The following is a 19278-nucleotide window of genomic DNA, read 5'->3' on the forward strand; positions in this document are numbered from 1 at the left end:
TAAACGCGCTCTTAATGGAGTATTATCTTTATTTTAAGCATTTAATAAAATTCTTCATGTTGTCCAGTTCTTGTTTTAATAACCATGATAAAAATAATAGTTGTGGGAATGGCTCTAAAACCAAATCTTTATTAAAATTCTCTTTGATTTTAGCTAATCCATTTTGTTTTATAAATTCATTTAACGTTATTTGTCTACTACAAATCAACTCAACATCTTTTGGTGATACTAATAAGAGACCTTTTGACTCAGAAGAAGGTTTAGGTTCGTTATCAGTGAAAGCTATGTACATTACTGTAAATGATTCTTTTTTATTACCTTTAATAAGAATTGGATTTACTTCCTCATTCATTTGTATCTTATTTGCTTTTCCATTCCAACCATCTAAGTGAATAGAAGAAACTCATCCCAAATGGAAGAGTGGCGAAATAACAGCTGTTATGTTTATGAAAATGTTAGAGCTAAAGAAAAACACGTTTTATAAAATAATGAAGGAATATGAAGAAGCAAAGTAGCATCTTGCCTATTGGAAATGCTACTTTGCCCCCAGTTGTAGGAACGCTGGTACTACCTCTAAATGTGAAAAAAGTTGTTTTTTTAATGTTAATAATAGCTAACAAAAAGAAATTGGAGTTCGCTTACTGTTATATAAAATACGAAAAATTTGTTATTTCTTGATTTATTACCTGAAGAAAAAGGATGACATTGTATCATCTCTTTTCAGTTAACCTAAAAAGTATAAATACTTTCTAGATATATAAATCCAACCATGATGCTGCTTATGCCAAAAGTCTAGTAATCACCGCATTTTATTGATTATACTGGGGTTCTTCTTGCTGAACCTCCTGAATGCGTGGGTCTAAAGAATCAATAATTGTCTGTGTTTGCTGGGCTGCATTTTGATACAGTTGTTTTGCTTGCTGATTGTCAGTATCAAGAACAAATCCTTCTAAACTTGCTTGCGCACTTTTCAAACCAGAAATAGTTTGTTTGAGTTTAGTGATTACTGTCATAAATTGGTTCCTCCTTGAAAATATAACTTCAAAATTTAGGATATCTATCTTTGTATCAAAGTATACAGTCCAATTGTAGAGGTTTTGAATAATTTGTATAAAATGATCATAAAAATACTTTTTCTGTTTATCAAAATATTTAAATGTTAATATTGAAAGTGTATCATTTACTAATTTGTTTATAGTAGGGTATGGTTAGTGATTCAGTAGCTGTGGTTACTATAATCGTTAGTTGCACAAAACAAGCTATGTTATTTGGTTGTGGACAATAAGATATCGGTTTATAAGTATAATAAATGAAAGAACAAAATGATTTGCTACGACTATAGAGTAACAAGGATAATAAAAAAGTTCGTCACTAGGAGACGAACTTTTTTATTATAGGTGACAATTATTGGTTTTGATTACTTTGTTTCTTTTGATTAATAGGAACTATTTCTCTGGAAAATTCCATGTTTGTCAGGTTTACTTTGGATGGAATAAATGTTCTTGTTGTATTTTGAACACCTTGGAACAAACGTTGGATAGGTCGCATCATATTTGAATTACGCGTTGCTACTACACTAACAACCGTTCCTAATCCTAGTAAAGAAACCCAAATCCACCCTCTATTATTATTCCGTCTATTTCTAAACAATTTAAACATTTTTTGAATTCTTCTTCCAGAATTGAATAATGACATAAAGAAGTTAAGAGTGTTCATTTTTTGCCCCCTGTAAAAAAGTTAGGAAAAAGAAGTACTAAGTTCAATTTCACATGCTTTATATTGCATTGTTTTATAGAAATTTATGATGCCAACTTATGCTAATACCTCTTCATTTTTCTTTCCTAAAAAGCCTAAGATTTCCTAAGTATTTTTCATTGAAAATATGCAAAATAATAGTAACAGAAATTCAAAAGGAAAAATGAAAACAAATTTAAATCCATTTTGAATTTGTTTCTATTTCTAATCTTTTTACAAATGGTTGAAATGTTTAGCATTTATACCAATATATTTATTATCTAATAATAATTCAATTTTTTATTACACATCATTTTTGAAAGTTGCTTTTTTTCTTTAGAGAAGAGTTAGGAATGATGTCATAGTATTGAGGTGATTAAATACATGCCAATGTTGAATGTGGACGGTAGTAGTCTGTATTATACCGTTAAGGGAAAAGGAATTCCTATTGTTTTTATTCATCCGCCTGTACTCACTTGTGTAAATTTTGAGTACCAAATAGAGGAATTATCCAAAGAATTTAAAGTGATTGCTTTTGATATTAGGGGACACGGAAGGAGTCAGGATTCAAGACAACCGATAACCTATCCACTGATTGTTGAAGATACTAGACGTTTATTGGATCATTTGGAAGTCAAAAAAGCATTCATATGCGGATATTCGACCGGAAGCTCTGTTGCATTAGAATTTTTGTTGACTTTTTCCGAAAGAGCCTTAGGGGGTATTCTAATGGGGGGAATGTCAGAAGTGAGGGATGGATATCTAAAGAATAAGATTTCACTAGGCGTGAAACTTGCGAAAACAGGGGCAGTTTCATTTTTAGCATTGTCTATTTCATGGGGCAATTCAAATACACATAAATTGTTCAGAAAGATGTTTAAAGAAGCTAGAAAAGGAAATGCCAAAAATATCGAGCAGTATTATTGTTATAGTTTGCAGTATAATTGTACCAAGCAGCTTAGAAACATTGAGCTTCCGGTTTTGTTGGTTTATGGTAAGAAAGATAAATCATTTTATGATCACGCGAAACTACTGCATGGGGAATTGCCATATAATGAATTAAAATTCATTGATAACGTAAAGCATCAAATTCCTACAAAAGCATCGAAGAGGTTAAATGAAATGATTAAACAGTTTATTTTTATCCATACCGAGATGAATAGGGAAGAAACTTTTTCTTTACCAGTAAAAAAGTAGATGTCTCGAAAATAAAGTGAAACTTCCAATAGTGGGGATTCGCCCTGTGGGCGTTCAGCACAAATAGGAGCAGTGATGCCCCCACCTATCTTCTTTGATTCCTCTGAACATTTAGGTGAGGGTCTACTGCCTGTTAGGGCGGGTTAAAGATAATAGTAAGGATAGTTAATAAGGAAATAAAAATAATCTTAGAAAAGTTCGGAGTGGGAAACGTCGTCATCTATAACGACGATATCTCGGACGAAAACCATCCCCTCCCACAAAAACGTATTGCCGTTTCTGTGGGAGTGCTGCGCCCTGCTCTTACACTTCCTCTGGTACTAGCATCGTTACTTCTCATTTACTTCTTCTATAATTCCGTCCATGAAATCACTGTCTTCCATTTTTAAATACAACATAATTTTCTTTAAAAGTTAAATACGTGGATCCTGCCAGAAATTTAAAGAGAAGTGATCATTTTCTTGGTAAACTTCAAATTCATACCCTTTTTCCTTTAATCCTTTTATAATGGTTGGTAGGGTTGTAACAGTTTGAGGATGAATATCATGCATTAATATGACTTCTTTAGATCGAGTCGCACCAGTAAGTACATTTTGAGTAATGTTCAGGGAAGCTACCTCTACTGGCAAGTTATTATATTTCCAATCTAAAGAGTCAATTGTCCAATCCCATACTTTAAAGCCATTTTCTACGACTTTATTACGAAGTGCTTCGTTTAATCCAGGCATGGAACCATATGGAGGTCTTGTTAATTGAGGTTTCTCACCAATAAGGTCTGCTATTAAACTTTGGTTTGCTTTCATTTCATTTACATAGTCACCATTTGCATATAATTTTTTGAAATCATGTGTCATGCTGTGCATACCAACATAATGCCCTTCAATTTTTTCTCGTTTTACTAAATCAGGATATGCTTTTACAGACTTACCAGTTAAGAAAAACGTTGCTTTAACATTATGTTGTTTTAATATGTCTAAAAGCTCAGCTGTATACTTTCCTGGTCCATCATCAAATGTAAGATATGCCACTTTTCTTACTTGGCCATTAAATTGATTAGGAACTGGTTTACTTAACTCCACTTTGGGTTGTTCACTTATAAGTTGAATTGGATTGTCTTGGTTTGTTACACCTCTTGCAAGTGATGTAGTGGATTGAAGAACAAAATAAATACTGACTACTATAGCTAATGTTAGAATTAATATTAAGAATTTTTTGGCCTGAAATAATTTTTTCACTCTCTATATTCCTTCCTTTATCTAACATCAATAATTTCTTTAATTATAATTATACCAAATTACATCTGATAAAAAAGAAAGGTTATCATTTACCATAATTTCAATTATTTTACTTGTTAACATATTGACAGTTGGGAAAGTCGTTGAAAGGTGTTTCAAATCCAACTATCACAGTGGCAATTGGGATAGTTGGTATCCATATCAATCTAAGTTTTTGTACTATCTATAAAGTGAAAGAAACGCCATCCTTTCCTATGATTCTACACAAAGATTACACAATCGCAGCACAGCAAAGGAAGTACATGAAGAAATCGCGTCGTAACATGTATGTGGCTTTAGAAGATTTGGACTTGTTATTCGATGAGAGTGAAGTGATTCAATTCCAAGAAATGTGGGAAGAAGATAAAAGCTTCATTGAAATTGCAGTAGAGTTGGGAAGACATCAGTTAGAAATTGCAGCTTTAATAATGGACCAGGCGGATAAGAGCAAGATAAAATCTCGTCCGATGGGGTTAGGGGCATGAAACAACTAACACTTGAGGATGTAGTAGGAAGTTTTGATTATACCGCAACAAGTACAGCGGAAAAGTTCTTGAAGCGTAATAGCGTTATGACGTACTCAGTAGAGTTTTACGATAAAGACGAAAAGTGGAAGCTTCGTTGGTTTGAGGCGAAGTCCGAGAGCGAAGCTATAGAAATGGCTAAAAAGAAATACGGAAAGATACAAATTATTACCACTTATATTTCGGATAGAACCTTAGAAGAGATAATGCATTTGGATTAGGAGGCATAGTGCTATGACGTGTGATACAAAGTTACGCGTGGTTATCGGATAGTGAAAGAGGCAATAACGGGTTTGGATCGACAGGAGTAAAGTAAGACCAATTTTGAATTTTGTAGAAAAGTGAGGGGCGAATATGAAAAAGAGAAAATGTAAAACGTGTAATGGAAAGGGTTTTACACTCAGCATAGTAACAAAAATAAAAGATGTTGGTAAATATGGCTGAGGATTATATGAAGATGGAGTTAAGTTGACTTGTGCAAAATGCTTTGGGAAAGGCATGAAATAGAACAAAAGCGTTATTTAATAGAATTTTGTTAAAAAGCGATTATCATTAAATCGTTCCATGATTAATGATAATCGCTTATGTATTGAAAAGCTATTCAGTTATTTGAAATATAGTTTCATCAGGTCTGGAGAATCCATACAATTTCCTTGCGAACTTTAAAATACCTTCTTCACTCTCTGTTAAAGTTTTAATATCGTTTTCAAAATAACGTCCTGTAATTTCTAATTCAGATAATCTTTTCTTTTCTTTATTAAGTGTAATTTGTTTTTCTTGAATCATTTGTTCTTGCTTATAAATGGAAATTTGAATAGAAATAACCATAGGTAGCATAAAAGCAAGCGCTAATAAAAGACGACGTCTTAGCTTTTTATTCGTTTGTAGGTTCTTGTTAGGATTAATTTGTTTTTTGGAGATTGATTGTTGTGGTGGTAAATTTGGGACACTCCCCATTTTAATGCCTCCATTACTTATGTATAGAATTTAAATTGCTTAAAAGTATTATATATGCTAAATAGATAATTTTGAACCTATTTAGGCAAAGATAGGTTTTATGAAATTTAAATAAAATCCTTATTTTGTACACCAAGGTAGTCATCACAATTAACTAAAGGTTTGTTGAAAAAAGAAGCCCCGCAAATATTGCAGAGCTTCATAGGGTTGAGTTATGTCGTACTCACATGGGATTTTAACATGAATGTTGCGGTGAATAAACTGGCAAATGTATCCAATTATTTTAGAGCTATTATTTTAAACAAAAAAGCTATTTGCGCGACACGTTTCCTTATAAGTGTGCAAACACGAAATAGGAGGGTTATCAATTCGATAACAACAACTGATTGACTGAAAGTAGGAATGAAAGCCGTCAGGTTGAGCTGAAACTACTTATCTGATACTCCTACATGCAAGGCATGATAGTAGTCACAAATTGTATGAAGCTAGGTGAAGTCGGCTGAACAAAACCTAAGTGAGAAATCATATGGTGATGGATAAGTCGGGATGCTACAAAATATCTATGGTGAGAATGTCCGACAAAGGACTGGCGAACTTGTGAATGTACGGGTCTAAACGTTTAATACATCAGAAATGTGTATGTCGTCAACGACGACGTTATCTACCGAAAAGTAAGAGTAAATAGTATGAAATTCGGAACATCCAACGATGAGGGTGTAAAGATAACAGGCTTAAAGCAAGCGCCTAAGGATATATGTATAGCTAAGTCAATCGGAACGTGGTAAGCAAGAAACTGTCACCAACGCCTACTAGCGGACAGATGCATATAAGGTTCTAATGAACCAAAATTGCTTCATTCTTGTGAAGGTGGGGACATAGTACCGACGAAGCATTTAATAAATGTGGAGGGATAGTCCTTAGTCTTATTCTTTGAAAACTAAATCAATTAGATGTAACTCACAGGATCGAGTAAGATGATGTGACCTTTCGTAAGAAAGGGGAATTAATACGTTGGTGAGTACAACATTGTTTGTAATCTGGTTGTTTAGTATAGAAGAATAAGATGGGGCGCTGTATGCGATGAAAGTTGCACGTACAGTGCTAAGCGGGGGAAAAGATGGAGATAACTTCAAAGTTTTACCTATCGCAACGGTAGCTAGATTTAAAAGTAAAAAGAGCTCCGTCTATTGGTCGGAAGCTCTTTTATGAAAATCAGTGAGTTTCATTCATCAAAACAATATAAGCGTTAATTATGTTAGAGTGATGAGTTTAATAAAAAAAGTCCTCTTTTAATAAGAGGACAGATGAGTGAGCACGTCTTATATCTATAAAGTATGTTTGTCCTATAAAATGGTGACAAGCTTATAAAAATTTCATTTTGCAGAAAAAAACCCTAGTTTCCTAGGGTAATGGTATAACAGCCAAATATATTTTATTCTTTTATATCGTAACGTAATATTACGTTAAAAACATCAGGTAAATGTAACCAATTACAGAAAATAAGAGCAGCTAGCAAAAGCGGTTCTGGTGCAAAAAATCTCTTAAACTTGGACATACTGATACTATCAATCTAGAAAAGGGATGGTGTTCAGTGTGAATAAGCAAAATTCGTTCAAATGGAAGCACTATCAGCCTGATATTATTTTGCTAACAGTAAGATGGTACCTACGGTACAATCTAAGTTTTCGTGATTTAGTGGAAATGATGGAGGAGCGAGGTCTGTCCATTGCTCACACTACCATCATGCGATGGGTACATCAATATAGCCCTGAGTTAGACAAACGAGTTCGACGCTATTTAAAGAAAACCAATGATTCTTGGAGAGTCGATGAGACATATGTAAAAGTCAAAGGGAAATGGATGTACCTGTATCGTGCTGTGGATTCTGAAGGAAATACCATCGATTTTTATCTGAGCAAGAATAGAAATGCTAAATCAGCCAAGCGCTTCTTGAAGAAAGCCTTGGCTTCCTGTCATTCCGTAACACCTCGAGTGATTACAGTCGATAAGAACCCAGCATATCCTGTTGCTATCAAAGCATTACATGAAGAAAAAAGCATGCCGATAGGTGTGAAGGTGAGGCAAATTCGGTATTTAAATAACATTGTGGAACAGGATCACCGCTTTATCAAGAAACGCATACGTACTATGTTAAGTTTAAAGTCCTTTCGGACTGCCAAATGGATACTTGCTGGGATTGAAGCCATGCATATGATGAAAAAAGGACAAACCTCTCAAGAGAAGTCTGTCCAAAATCAAGTGAACCTCATTCATCAAATATTCGGTATTCCAGCATAAAAGCGGATTCCGTTAGGAATCTCTTTACTTCTTTATATCTTCAAAAAATGTTTGCACCAGAACCTGTCAACCTAACATGTATAGGATATACACTGTTCCTTATTCAACTAAATGGCAGGTTAGTTGAATAAGGAATAATATCATTTTTATTACCATTTCCTTCTATTTTTATATATAATTAATTTGTATTTTATATATAAATAGGAGGAAATTTATGACTACAAATAAGGACTACATTCGTTATATTCGGGAAAAAGTAGGGCACGATTTAATATTTCTTAATTTTGCTGGAGGTATTGTTTATAACGAACGAAATGAAATTCTTTTACAAAAACGGGGAGATAGAAATGAGTGGGGTCTTCCAGGTGGTGCTATGGAACTTGGAGAATCTCTTGAAGAAACCGCTAAACGAGAAATACTTGAGGAGACAGGATTAAATGTTGAGGTTGAACATCTTATAGGTGTCTACTCTAAATATTCTGGTGAGTTTCCAAACGGAGATAAAGCTCAGACTATCACTCATTGTTTTCAATGCAAGCCAATTGGCGGGGAACTTACTGTAGATGGTATTGAGACTTTAGATTTAAAATACTTCCCAATAGACCAAATACCGAAATTATTCACAAAACTACACGAAGATGCCTTAGAAGATTGGCTTTCCAAAAGAAAAGGTGTATTTAGATAAAAACACTTTCAAATTAATTATCCATAATCTTTAACTAACGGGCGCTTTAATTGAGCAAGAAACTAAAAACTTTTAACTTCCGCTTTCGAGAATTATGTAAATGAGCTGTCCATATGGGCAGCTTATTTTATTTTTTGCTTAACGTGATTTTTTCCAAAAATGCTGGCGGTACCCAAATATTACTTAACATGGTAAAATAATATTTGGATGGGAGTCCAATACATATTATTAAAATTAAGATGGTTCAAGTCGGAGGAAGGCACCTTAGGGTGCCTTTTCTTTTTTTGGATACTATCAATAATGAGACGTTATGTTAACTAGATATGTATATATTATTCTTTCAAAAAACTATATGCTTCCTCAAATAATTCTTTTTGAGAATCTGGATTATCTTCACTTAAACGTTCAAAAAAAACTCCGTGTCAAAAAAAATCTGGATCTTCAAATCCAGATTTTTTTTGACACGGAGTTTTTTGCATTTTCCTCTGCATTTTTTTGCATTTTTCTGATTTTTCTATTTGGTCGCCTTCTTCACCTTCGTTTTTTGCTAAACTATCCATTCCGCCTCCCACTGCATGTTGCTGTTTGGTATTAGAACTTTCGATGGCAGCGTTGGTTCCCGCTGCACTGTCATCTCCACCACCACTTGCCACTTGAGTAGCACTAGCCTGTTCCTCACTGGTTTCATTAATTTGATTATTGATGATAAGTACAAATTCTACCTCTTCATCCGAATTTTCTTTTTTCATTTTATGCGGCTCAATCTGCTCCCCACTAATTCCTTTATTTATCGCTTTGCCTCCAGCGCCCACCGTTTGTTGCTGCTCGGTATTCGATGAATCGATTGCTGCATTATTTCCTGCTGCACTGTTTTGTCCGGCTCCACTGGAAATTTGTGTTGTATTTGGTGCAAATGTAATCTGATTATTAATGACAATGACAATTTTTCGTTTATCAGTAAGATCTCCCAAATTAATTTCTTCACCATCATTTTTTACATATCGAAACGTGATTTTTTCATTGTTTTTCATGTTCTCACCCCCTTTGTAATATTAAATGACTAGAGAATGATAATGGATTGGACAAGAGTATTTTTTTATAAATATGTGCAACCCTGCCCACAATAAAGGGTGTATTACCAGGTTCCGTTATTTTCCTTGTTTTTGAGTGTGAGGTGGGGGCTAAGAAACTTGAGTTATTAGACTCTTATTAAGTTAATGATGGTCTTAAATGCACTTCCAATAACGAGAATTATATGAACACGAAAGTCCCCCAGTTAAACAATCTGGAGGACTTTTAATAGTCTTCTAAATACATTGAATCCCTATAATGATAGGTTATGTAAACTTCATTTTTATTTTTAAAACAAATTGGTTAATTGATTTAGATCATTTTAATAAAGTATTGAATACTATGAAACTATAATCTATAGGTTATTAATCCTTTAATTTAGTAGGAGGTGAATTTAAAATGCCTTTCTCTACTGGTCCTATTGAAAACGTAGGAAATCAACCTACTAATGCAACTAGAGCTAGGGTTAAAATTCTCAATCGTACTGCAGGTCCACTTACTGGGGTAGTTAGATCTTTTAGACTTGACGGTACAAGAACATTAATCGAACAGATAAACTTTAATGTGGTTGCTAATGCTTCTGAATTTATAAATCTAAGTTTAGTTCACTCTACTTTGGGACAAGCGCTTCAATATGAAGTTGAAATTGTTCCTAATCAAAACGGTGGTTTATACAGTGTCTACGGAATAGCACCTGGTAATGTTATTATTACTGCACAACGAGTTTTGAATTCAGAACTAACGCAGATTCTTTAGTTTTAAATAAGGGTGGGTTACCTAAAAAATAACCCACCCTTATTTAATTGTTGATAATCATAGATTAAGTGAATTAGTTATTTATGTTTAGCTATAATCACTTCTTTATTTGTAGTGTTTTGAATGTATACTTTTGTTGTGTATTTTGAGGATATCAGGGGGTTTGGTTTGAACTCAATGAATAAGGGGATTTGAATGTAAACAAATAATAATAAGTTTACATTGGAACTTATAATTGAAATCCAACATACAATGCTATGAGCATTTACAACATAGTTTTAGTCAAAACCACAGCGATTGCTGTGGTTTTTCTTATTGACGAAAATGAAAGTAAACTTCTATTCAAAAGTTTACTTTCATGTTTTAGGTCTAAGGAAAGGGAAATTAGAAGGGGCTAGTTCCTTGTTGGGGGGGGAGGTTGATAGAATGATAAGATGCTTAGGGTCATATGAACAAGAACTGGCCTGTGTGTAGCAACGGAACTAAAAGAGGTAACAAGTAATAGCGGACATTCCAAATGACCCTAAAAAGGGTAAAACCAGCAATTAAATGACGAAACGCAAATTGCCCAAAAACAGGAAAATAATATTCGTTTTTTATACAACATTAAAGGATTTGACCGGAATCATATTGAAAAGGTTAGGATTCTTTCTTTTAACTGACTACTTTTGTCAGGGTTGACGTTTTAAAATGAAAGGGACAACTAATTAAGGAGGCGACCAACGATGGTCATGACATTGGAGCAATTTCGCGAAATTTTGGATGAGAATCGTCGTTTAACCATTCGAACAATTGCGGCTTTTCCTGAAGACAAGTTATTCACCTTTGCACCGGTCGAACCGCTGCGGCCATTCTCAAAAATGATTTTAGAGATACTAGATATTGAACGCGGATATATACGCGGTATCGCTCTCGGTGAATGGGAATATAGCCAACCTTTTGCTGGTGTTTCGACCAAAGAGGAACTTTTAGACGGTTGTCATGAAACAAAGGAGGTTGTGCAAAAATGGTGGCCAAAAATCACCGAGGAACGGTTGCACACCGTAGAAAAAGATCCCTTTTTTGGTGGCGAAATGAGTCATTTCGAACGTCTACATTATGCGTTGGAAAATGAAATCCACCATCGAGGCCAAGGTTTTATTTACTTACGGTTACTTGGGATTGAACCGCCAGCGTTTTGGGATCGATAATAAAAAGGGACAACATTTTCATTTAACCCGGATTCGTTCCGGTTTTTTTTATACCGGGGGTACCGCCACATCGCTATCAAGCTAATAAAAAGAAATGCCCCCTAGAATGAAAAAATACGCTATTCTTTCTGTAGAATCATAGGAAAGGATGGCGTTTTATATGTCTGTTTCTGTGTATGACGAATTACAACTATTTGGGGTCACCATACATGCCCATCAACTTAAGAGTGTACCAAACTGAACTTTTGTTCAGCCAGGTTAAAACATTCTTAAAATAGAAGTATATTCTTAAAAATGCGCATACCAAATAAACCCTAACGGGTTTCACTTTTTTAATTATGCAATTTTTTTTGTTTTCTCAATCCATTATACTCATAGACAACACCCATAATATCAAAGACAGTCTTCTTCTCATATCTGTGAGATTTTCGTCCATTCTTCTGTAGAAGATGGAACAGGCGGATTAAAATCTTTGTTATTTCTCGGGTGTTTTGCTGTATAGCTTGATAAAGAATGTATAGATGGTCTTGAATCATTCCAATGGCTTTATATTCGCTTAATTCTCTTTTCTTCTTTTGTAAAATTAATTGTCGCATCTTAAACATAGTAGAAGAACATAAAAAAATAGCGATGAGTTTTCCATAAATGTTGCATTCTAATCGCTCTCGTTTGATATTGTGCCAATCATGAATTTGAAATAAGGATTTCCAAGTTTTAAAGATAATTTCAATCTGCCAGCGGAGAGAATAAAAATCATGTATTTGTTCCATCGGAACCCATTCCAAAGGTGTATTGGTAACATAAATGTTCATACCAGCTAATCGTTTGCTTTTCTCTGAGTACGTAATACCCTTTTTACTTTCGGTATACACTTGTTTTTTCTTACGTTCTCGAAGTTGTTTTTCAGTTAATCGATATATAATAACGCGTGTAAATAGTTTTTTATCCTTTCCAATATAAGCATCTGTTATTTCATAGACCTGTCCTGGTTTTAAGGTATTCATAATGTGTTCTAAATCAACTTTGATGTACTGAGACTGTTTTTTTACTGTCCCATTTCGAAAGTATTCAGGAAACTCATTTTTGATATACACCATATTATTTAATTTCAGCCGCGATATATAATATACCCCACGTTGGTCCATTTGATCTAAATCGTCCAGTGAATAATAACCCAAATCTCGAATACAAAGGTCGCCAGGCCGTAATGTCGCTAAACATTCTGATCCAAAGGTTTTATCATTATTCTTCCCTGGTTCAACTTGAAAATTTAAAAACTGCCCACTATGTAAATCATATTCCAATTGAATCTTTATACCTGCTGTTTGTGCACAACCACCCGAACCGGGATACACACTAGCTAAGTGTTTTGGTACTTGAAAAATCGTTGCATCTAAAATGCGAATTCGTTGAAAATGGGTTAGTGAAGAACTTGGAATCACTGAAGTTGCATAAACTTTATTTTTTAATAATGCAGAGAAAACATGTTTTAAAAAACAAACAGCTTTTTTATTGAACCTTTTATTTAGTCCTTCTGGACTAATAAGAGTTCCTGTAACTGCATGTAGTTGACTACACAGTCTAACTAAAGAATCACTCGCTATCCGTTGACTCATCCAAACACAGATAGTGGCTAAGTCATGTCCTGAAAATTTGCGCTTTCGTTGAACAAAATCTAACTCTCTAGCAAGCTCTTCTAAAAATGAAGGAGTAAAATATTGATATAATTCCTCAGCAAATAATTGGAGTTCATCTTGAATCGAAAGATTCATAAAAAATGCCATCCTTTCTGCATATTTCTACAAAAAGAATAGCGATTTTTTCGCTATATGGATACAAATTTATCTTAACTTGATGGTGATGTATAGTGACCCCAAATATGCCCCAAAAACTTTATAGTAATAATTCTCATGTTACCTCCCTAGTTATTAGGATATTTTTTCTTACTATATGCATACTAAACGTACTATAAAAGGTACATAGAAAGTGAGGGAATCATGGCTAAATTTTTGAAGCGTTTAAAATATAGAGACAATCCTAAGTCATTTTCAATACGAGACAATACTCATTTTCAGAAAAAAAATATTGAAGACTCCCTCTTAGACGCTGATTTATCGAAAAACATAGCTGATATTCAGAATATATTTCGTCAAGCACCTGATTTAGTGATTCGCCGGTTTCAAATAAAAGCAGATGGATTAGAAGCCGCTTTAGTATATTTGTCTGGATTAACAGATAAAGAATTGATTCAAAATCATGTTCTAAGTCCTTTGATGAATAGTGATTTTGATACCAATACGGAACTTCCAATTCCATTAGGACAAATCAAAATTATTAATACGTGGAGTCAGATTGAAAATGCTATTTTTGGAGGAGATAGTGTTTTATTAATCCACAGTCGAACAACAGCACATCAATTGGATACGAAAGGATGGCCACAAAGAAATGTTGAAGACGCTCATAACGAAATAGCTCTAAAAGGTGCGCATCAAGGATTTACAGAGACTAGAAGTCAAAATATCGCAATGATTCGAAGGTATATTCCTCATCGTGAATTAACAGTAAAAGAAATAGTAATTGGTGTACGAAGCAAAACGAGGATTTCTATTTTATATTTGAAAGATGTAGCTTCTGAAGATGTGCTGAAGGAATTAGAAACACGGATTCATAATATTACAGTCGACGCTGTTGCTAGTAATGGGGAACTTATAGAATTCATTGAAGATAACCCGTACTCACCGTTTCCACAATTTATATTAACTGAAAGACCTGATTTGGCAGTATCTCACATTCTACAGGGCAGATTTGTAACTGTAATGGATCATTCGCCTAATGTGTTAATTGCTCCAACAAATTTTATTTCCTTTTTTCAAGGAGTGGATGATTACGGTACAAGGTGGTTAGTTGCTTCGTCTATTCGGATGCTTCGTTTTATCTCCTTTATAATTGCTTTATTTTTGCCTGCGAGTTATGTTGCGTTTATTTCCTTTAATTTTGAAGTTATTCCTGTAGAGCTGTATTTATCTATTGCAGAATCAAGAACGCGCGTACCCTTTTCTCCAGTTATGGAAGCATTACTTATGGAAATAACATTGGAAACGATGAGAGAAGGGGCTTTACGGATACCTACTCCGATCGGTCAGACAGTTGGAGTTGTAGGTGGTATTGTCATTGGACAGGCGGCTGTTCAGGCGGGAATTGTAAGCAACATTATGATTATTGTTGTTGCTATTACAGCCATCTCTTCTTTTGTTATCCCTAATTATGATATGGGAGCGGCAGTAAGACTTTTACGCTTTCCGATGATGCTAGCAGCTGCCTTATTTGGAATTGTTGGACTTGTTATCGGGTGGATGACTTTAATTGGACATCTAATCAGTCTTGAATCGCTAGGTACTCCTTACGGAACGCCATTAGCACCGTTTCGCTTTGCAGATATGAAAGATGCTTTTTTACGCTTTCCTTTATGGGCAATAAGAAGGCGTCCTAAGGGTAATGGAACCATTCAATCTATTCGACAAGGAAAGAATCCTAATAAAAGGTGAAATCATGAAAAAGTATGCCTATAATGACATCACTCTTATGCAGTATATTGTTTTAATCAATGGAATGCAGGTGGCCACTGGCGTTTTATCACTTCCGCGCGTGCTTGCAGAAAACGCTGGAACAGATGGATGGATAGCTATATTGATTGGTTGGATATTCTCCACAATATCAGGTGTTTTTATCGTGAAAACTACTGCAAGATATCCCGAGGACACGATTTATGACATTCTTATACGATTGTTTGGAAAAATAGTAGGGAAAGCATTCGTTGTTATTTACATGATGTACTTCGCTTTTTATACTTGTATCGTTCTTGTAAACGCTATGCTTTTTCTTAAGGGATGGCTTCTTCCGAAAACGCCTGACTATATCGTTATCTTTTTGTTTTCGATTCCTACCTTTTTTGTTGCGCGTAACGGTCCTCGTATTATAGGGCGATACTCCGAACTTTTTTTTTATATGGCGCTTTGGATTCCGTTGTTTTTTTTGATACCGCTTAAAGAGAACGGAAGTTGGATGCCCTTCTTTCCGCTATTAAAAGAAGGGTGGAAACCTGTATTAACGGCTGTACCGACCACTATTTTTGCTTATTTAGGGTTTGATATTGCTTTCTTTTTATATCCTTTTTTACAAAAAAAACAGTATGCAGTCCATGGAATGGTTATTGCAAACACATTAACGATGTTATTTTATTTATTTACTACTATTGTTTGTTTTGCTTATTTTAGCCCTGATAGCATTACGCAATATAATCAACCGGTACTAAATTTAGTGAAAGTAATTGAATTTCGTTTTTTAGAACGTTTTGACATGATTTTATTGGCTGTTTACTTAACCATTGTTTCCACATCATGGATTCCTGCCCTATACTGTTCTGTATTTTGTTCAAGCCAATTACTTGGAAAACAAGATCATAGCTCTCATGTAGTTGTTCTCTTATTGCTCATTATCGGCATCATATTTTGGACTCATCCTAGTTGGAATGAAGCCGAAATTTGGCAACAGGTATTTTCGAATGCTGGATTAGGATTAACCTATATATTACCTATCATTTTATGGCTGTACTGCTGTCTATATGAGAAGTTTCGCCAGGGGAGGATACATTGAAAAGAAAAGTACTATGTTGTATTTTATTATCGGTGTTCATGATGACTGGATGCTTTGATCAAACAAATGTTGAAGATGTTTCTCTTACTCTTGTTCTTGGTATTGATTTAGATCGTAATGATAATTTATTAGTGTATATATCTAGCCCTGTTTTCAATAAAGAAGCAAAGATAAAAGAAGAAACTACTGGTGTGAAATCTGCTACGGTTCGAAAATCTAGAGACCAATTTGATGCTACGGTTATGGCGCTTACCGCGGGAAGTAAAACACAGGTTATTTTAGTTGGAAAAAGGCTACTGAAACGAAAAAACTGGGAAAATCACCTCGATCCATTTTACCGAGATCCCAAAAATACAGTTACTGCAAGGGTTGTCGCTGTAGATGGACCTGTTTCGGACGTCATCTTCTATAGCCCAAAAGATAAGCCGCGGCTTCCTATATATTTAACAAAACTAGTTGATACCGCTTCTTTAAGAAATATCACAGTAAAAACAACTCTTCAAGAACTATATGAACAAAGAGCAGACAAAGGGATAACAGCAAATATTACTGAGGTGAAAAAAAAGAATAAAATATGGGTGACAGGTACAGCTTTATTGGATGAAAAAGGAAAGTATAAATTAACGCTAAAATCTGATGAAACCAAACTATTACGCATTTTGCAACAAAGAACTACAGGTGAGTTTCCATTCACAATTCCAATTAAGCTAAAGTCGGATAGCCAAGATAAAGATTGGATAAGTTTTACTGTCAATGGTATTAAAGTAAAGACAAAGGCAAGATATGATAATCATTTTATATTTAATGTAGATGTAAAGATGAGAATCGGTATTACAGAACGGCTTTTTTCGTTTAATACAAAAAAGGACGCAGCAAAATTACAAAAAGCGATTGAAACCAAGCTGGAAGCTGATTTCAAGCAATTAATACAAAAAATGCAAACTGCCAAAATCGACCCTATTGGGCTTGGAGGATATGCAAGAACTTACACATATCCAGAATGGAAAAAAGTCCGAAATAAATGGAATAATGAATTAGCAAAGGGCGATGTAAACGTCAAGGTTAAGATTAAAATTGGCGGGATGGGAACGATTAAGTAACACGAATTCAACTGGAATTCGCAAGTACCTTCTATTTTAGAAGTGGAAATGTCTTTAATAGGGGTTCCGCCCCACATCCATCAACTTAAGGATTTAAACTATTCTTGAAGTAAAAAGCACGTTACGATTCTCTTATGTTAATGAGAAAGGGTGATGTGCTTTTTATGAATATGCACCAAAAACTCTATAATAATAATTTTGGCGTTACCTCTCTGGTTATTAGGATATTTTTTCTTAATATATGCATACTAAACATACTATAGAAGGCACGTAGAAAGTGAGGGAGTCATGGCTAAATTTCTGAAACGGTTAAAATATAGAGGCAATCCGAAGTCATTTTTAATACGAGACAATACTCATTTCCGGGAAAAAAATATAGAGGACTTCCTTTTAGACACTGATTTATCGAAAAACATAGCTGATATTCAGAATGTATTTCGTCAAGCACGAGATTTAGTGATTCGTCGATTTCAAATGCAAGCAGATGGATTAGAAGCAGCTTTAGTGTATTTGTCTGGATTAACAGATAAACAATTGATTCAAAATCACGTTCTAAATCCTTTAATAAATGGTGTTTTTGATACGAATATGGAACTTCCAATTACATTAGGACATATTAAAATTATTAATACGTGGAGTCAGATTGAAAATGCTATTTTTGGAGGAGATAGTGTTTTATTAATCCATGGCCGAACAACAGTGCATCAATTGGATACGAAAGGATGGCCACAATGAAGTATTGAAGATGCTCGTAACGAAACAGCTCTAAAAGGTGCGCATAAAGGATTTGTAGAAACTGGAAGTCAAAATATCGCAATGATTCGAAGATATATTCCCCATCACGAATTAATGATAAAAGAAATAATAATTGGTATACGAAGCAAAACGAAGATTTCTATTTTATATTTGAAAGATGTAGCTTCTGAAGATGTACTGAAGGAATTAGAAACACGGATTCAAAATATTACGGTCGACGCTGTTGCTAGTACTGGTGAACTTATTGAATTCATTGAAGATAACCCGTACTCACCATTTCCACAATTTATTTTAACGGAAAGACCTGATTTGGCAATATCTCACATTCTACAGGGCAGATTTGTAACTGTAACGGATCATTCCCAAAGTGTATTAATTGCTCCGACAAATTTTATATCTTTTTTTCAAGGAATTGATGATTACGGGACACGTTGGTTAGTTGCCTCGTCTATTCGTATCCTTCGTTTCGTCGCTTTTATGATTGCTCTATTTTTACCTGCGAGTTATGTTGCGTTTATTTCCTTTAATTTTGAAGTCATTCCTGTAGAACTTTTTTGTCTATTGCGGAATCAAGAACGCGCGTACCATTTTCTCCAGTTATGGAAGCACTGCTTATGGAAATGACATTGGAAATGATGAGGGAAGGGGCTTTGAGACTGCCTACTCCGATCGGTCAGACAGTTGGAATTGTAGGCGGAATTATTATTGGACAGGCCGCTGTTCAAGCTGGAATTGTCAGCAACATTATGATTATCGTTGTTGCTGTTACAGCCATCGCTTCTTTTATTATCCCTAATTATGATATGGGAGCGGCAGTTAGACTTTTACGCTTTCCGATGATGCTATCAGCTGCCTTATTTGGAATTGTAGGACTTGTTATCGGGTGGATGACATTAATTGGGCATCTCATCAGTCTTGAATCGCTAGGTACCCCTTACGGAACGCCGTTAGCACCGTTTCGCTTTGCAGATATGAAGGATGCTTTTGTACGCTTTCCTTTATGGGCGATGAGAAGTCGTTCTAAAGGTACGGGAGCCACTCAATCTATTCGACAAGGAAAAAACCATAATAAAAGGTGAAACT

Annotated in this window: 18 protein-coding genes and 2 pseudogenes; 13 read left to right on the top strand and 7 right to left on the bottom strand. The window is 34.7% G+C overall.

Annotated features, from left to right (window positions below; genetic code table 11):
- Nucleotides 1-28: 28 nt before the first annotated feature.
- Nucleotides 29-352, bottom strand: a complete 324-nt coding sequence (locus MHI07_RS27085; RefSeq protein ID WP_340827027.1) for a hypothetical protein — start codon at nucleotides 350-352, stop codon at nucleotides 29-31.
- Between the two features lie 40 nt (nucleotides 353-392).
- On the opposite strand from MHI07_RS27085, the pseudogene MHI07_RS27090 reads away from it, so the two are divergent.
- Nucleotides 393-515, top strand: a pseudogene (locus tag MHI07_RS27090) (recombinase family protein); the annotation flags it as partial.
- 294 nt (nucleotides 516-809) lie between these two features.
- Here MHI07_RS27090 and MHI07_RS27095 read toward each other — a convergent pair.
- The gene (locus tag MHI07_RS27095) at nucleotides 810-1013 is read right to left on the bottom strand and encodes a DUF1657 domain-containing protein (RefSeq protein ID WP_265959211.1); all 204 of its coding nucleotides are present in this window, start codon (nucleotides 1011-1013) and stop codon (nucleotides 810-812) included.
- Between the two features lie 391 nt (nucleotides 1014-1404).
- The gene (locus MHI07_RS27100; protein WP_215582790.1) at nucleotides 1405-1716 is read right to left on the bottom strand and encodes a hypothetical protein; all 312 of its coding nucleotides are present in this window, start codon (nucleotides 1714-1716) and stop codon (nucleotides 1405-1407) included.
- 402 nt (nucleotides 1717-2118) lie between these two features.
- Between MHI07_RS27100 and MHI07_RS27105 the strand changes: the two genes are divergently transcribed.
- Nucleotides 2119-2931: an alpha/beta fold hydrolase gene (locus tag MHI07_RS27105; RefSeq protein WP_340827031.1), complete on the top strand. Its 813-nt coding sequence runs from the start codon at nucleotides 2119-2121 to the stop codon at nucleotides 2929-2931.
- A gap of 413 nt (nucleotides 2932-3344) precedes the next feature.
- Here MHI07_RS27105 and MHI07_RS27110 read toward each other — a convergent pair whose 3' ends face one another.
- A complete protein-coding gene (locus tag MHI07_RS27110; protein ID WP_340827032.1) occupies nucleotides 3345-4166 on the bottom strand; it encodes a peptidoglycan-N-acetylglucosamine deacetylase in 822 nt (273 codons plus the stop codon).
- A gap of 254 nt (nucleotides 4167-4420) precedes the next feature.
- Between MHI07_RS27110 and MHI07_RS27115 the strand changes: the two genes are divergently transcribed.
- Together MHI07_RS27115 and MHI07_RS27120 are read left to right on the top strand one after the other, a co-directional pair.
- Entirely contained in the window at nucleotides 4421-4690 is a 270-nt protein-coding gene (locus MHI07_RS27115; RefSeq protein ID WP_215582793.1) for a helix-turn-helix domain-containing protein, read from the top strand.
- On the top strand, nucleotides 4687-4950 hold the full coding sequence (locus MHI07_RS27120; RefSeq protein ID WP_215582794.1) for a hypothetical protein: 264 nt from the start codon (nucleotides 4687-4689) through the stop codon (nucleotides 4948-4950). Before MHI07_RS27115 ends, MHI07_RS27120 begins: the two co-directional genes overlap by 4 nt.
- 376 nt (nucleotides 4951-5326) lie before the next feature.
- Here the strand turns inward: MHI07_RS27120 and MHI07_RS27125 are convergent, their stop codons facing one another.
- Nucleotides 5327-5686 (bottom strand): FtsB family cell division protein, encoded by a 360-nt coding sequence (locus MHI07_RS27125; protein WP_113734722.1) that lies wholly within the window; start codon nucleotides 5684-5686, stop codon nucleotides 5327-5329.
- Between the two features lie 1080 nt (nucleotides 5687-6766).
- On the opposite strand from MHI07_RS27125, the gene MHI07_RS27130 reads away from it, so the two are divergent.
- From MHI07_RS27130 to MHI07_RS27140, 3 genes are all read left to right on the top strand, one after another.
- Nucleotides 6767-6895, top strand: coding sequence for a hypothetical protein (locus MHI07_RS27130; protein WP_340827033.1), 129 nt, complete (start codon nucleotides 6767-6769; stop codon nucleotides 6893-6895).
- Between the two features lie 384 nt (nucleotides 6896-7279).
- Nucleotides 7280-7984, top strand: a complete 705-nt coding sequence (locus MHI07_RS27135) for an IS6 family transposase (RefSeq protein WP_340827035.1) — start codon at nucleotides 7280-7282, stop codon at nucleotides 7982-7984.
- A gap of 214 nt (nucleotides 7985-8198) precedes the next feature.
- Nucleotides 8199-8669: an NUDIX hydrolase gene (locus MHI07_RS27140; protein WP_048374232.1), complete on the top strand. Its 471-nt coding sequence runs from the start codon at nucleotides 8199-8201 to the stop codon at nucleotides 8667-8669.
- Between the two features lie 422 nt (nucleotides 8670-9091).
- Here the strand turns inward: MHI07_RS27140 and MHI07_RS27145 are convergent, their stop codons facing one another.
- On the bottom strand, nucleotides 9092-9700 hold the full coding sequence (locus tag MHI07_RS27145) for a hypothetical protein (protein WP_340827036.1): 609 nt from the start codon (nucleotides 9698-9700) through the stop codon (nucleotides 9092-9094).
- Between the two features lie 439 nt (nucleotides 9701-10139).
- On the opposite strand from MHI07_RS27145, the gene MHI07_RS27150 reads away from it, so the two are divergent.
- Complete coding sequence (locus MHI07_RS27150) at nucleotides 10140-10496, top strand: hypothetical protein (RefSeq protein ID WP_016100266.1); 357 nt, start codon at nucleotides 10140-10142, stop codon at nucleotides 10494-10496.
- Nucleotides 10497-11221: 725 nt separating this feature from the next.
- Nucleotides 11222-11686 (top strand): DinB family protein, encoded by a 465-nt coding sequence (locus tag MHI07_RS27155; RefSeq protein WP_098988315.1) that lies wholly within the window; start codon nucleotides 11222-11224, stop codon nucleotides 11684-11686.
- 332 nt (nucleotides 11687-12018) lie between these two features.
- On the opposite strand, the gene MHI07_RS27160 is transcribed toward MHI07_RS27155, so the two are convergent.
- Nucleotides 12019-13458, bottom strand: coding sequence for an IS4 family transposase (locus MHI07_RS27160; protein WP_340827141.1), 1440 nt, complete (start codon nucleotides 13456-13458; stop codon nucleotides 12019-12021).
- 225 nt (nucleotides 13459-13683) lie between these two features.
- Between MHI07_RS27160 and MHI07_RS27165 the strand changes: the two genes are divergently transcribed.
- From MHI07_RS27165 to MHI07_RS27180, 4 genes and pseudogenes are all read left to right on the top strand, one after another.
- On the top strand, nucleotides 13684-15231 hold the full coding sequence (locus tag MHI07_RS27165; RefSeq protein ID WP_340827038.1) for a spore germination protein: 1548 nt from the start codon (nucleotides 13684-13686) through the stop codon (nucleotides 15229-15231).
- Between the two features lie 4 nt (nucleotides 15232-15235).
- Nucleotides 15236-16339, top strand: a complete 1104-nt coding sequence (locus MHI07_RS27170) for a GerAB/ArcD/ProY family transporter (RefSeq protein ID WP_340827039.1) — start codon at nucleotides 15236-15238, stop codon at nucleotides 16337-16339.
- Nucleotides 16336-17439, top strand: coding sequence for a Ger(x)C family spore germination protein (locus MHI07_RS27175; RefSeq protein WP_340827040.1), 1104 nt, complete (start codon nucleotides 16336-16338; stop codon nucleotides 17437-17439). The genes MHI07_RS27170 and MHI07_RS27175 overlap by 4 nt, the downstream gene beginning before the upstream one ends.
- A gap of 288 nt (nucleotides 17440-17727) precedes the next feature.
- Nucleotides 17728-19274 (top strand): annotated as a pseudogene (locus MHI07_RS27180) (spore germination protein).
- The last annotated feature ends 4 nt before the right edge of the window (nucleotides 19275-19278 follow it).

This window comes from Bacillus sp. FSL H8-0545 (assembly GCF_038006105.1).
GTDB classification, from domain to species: domain Bacteria; phylum Bacillota; class Bacilli; order Bacillales; family Bacillaceae_G; genus Bacillus_A; species Bacillus_A cereus_U.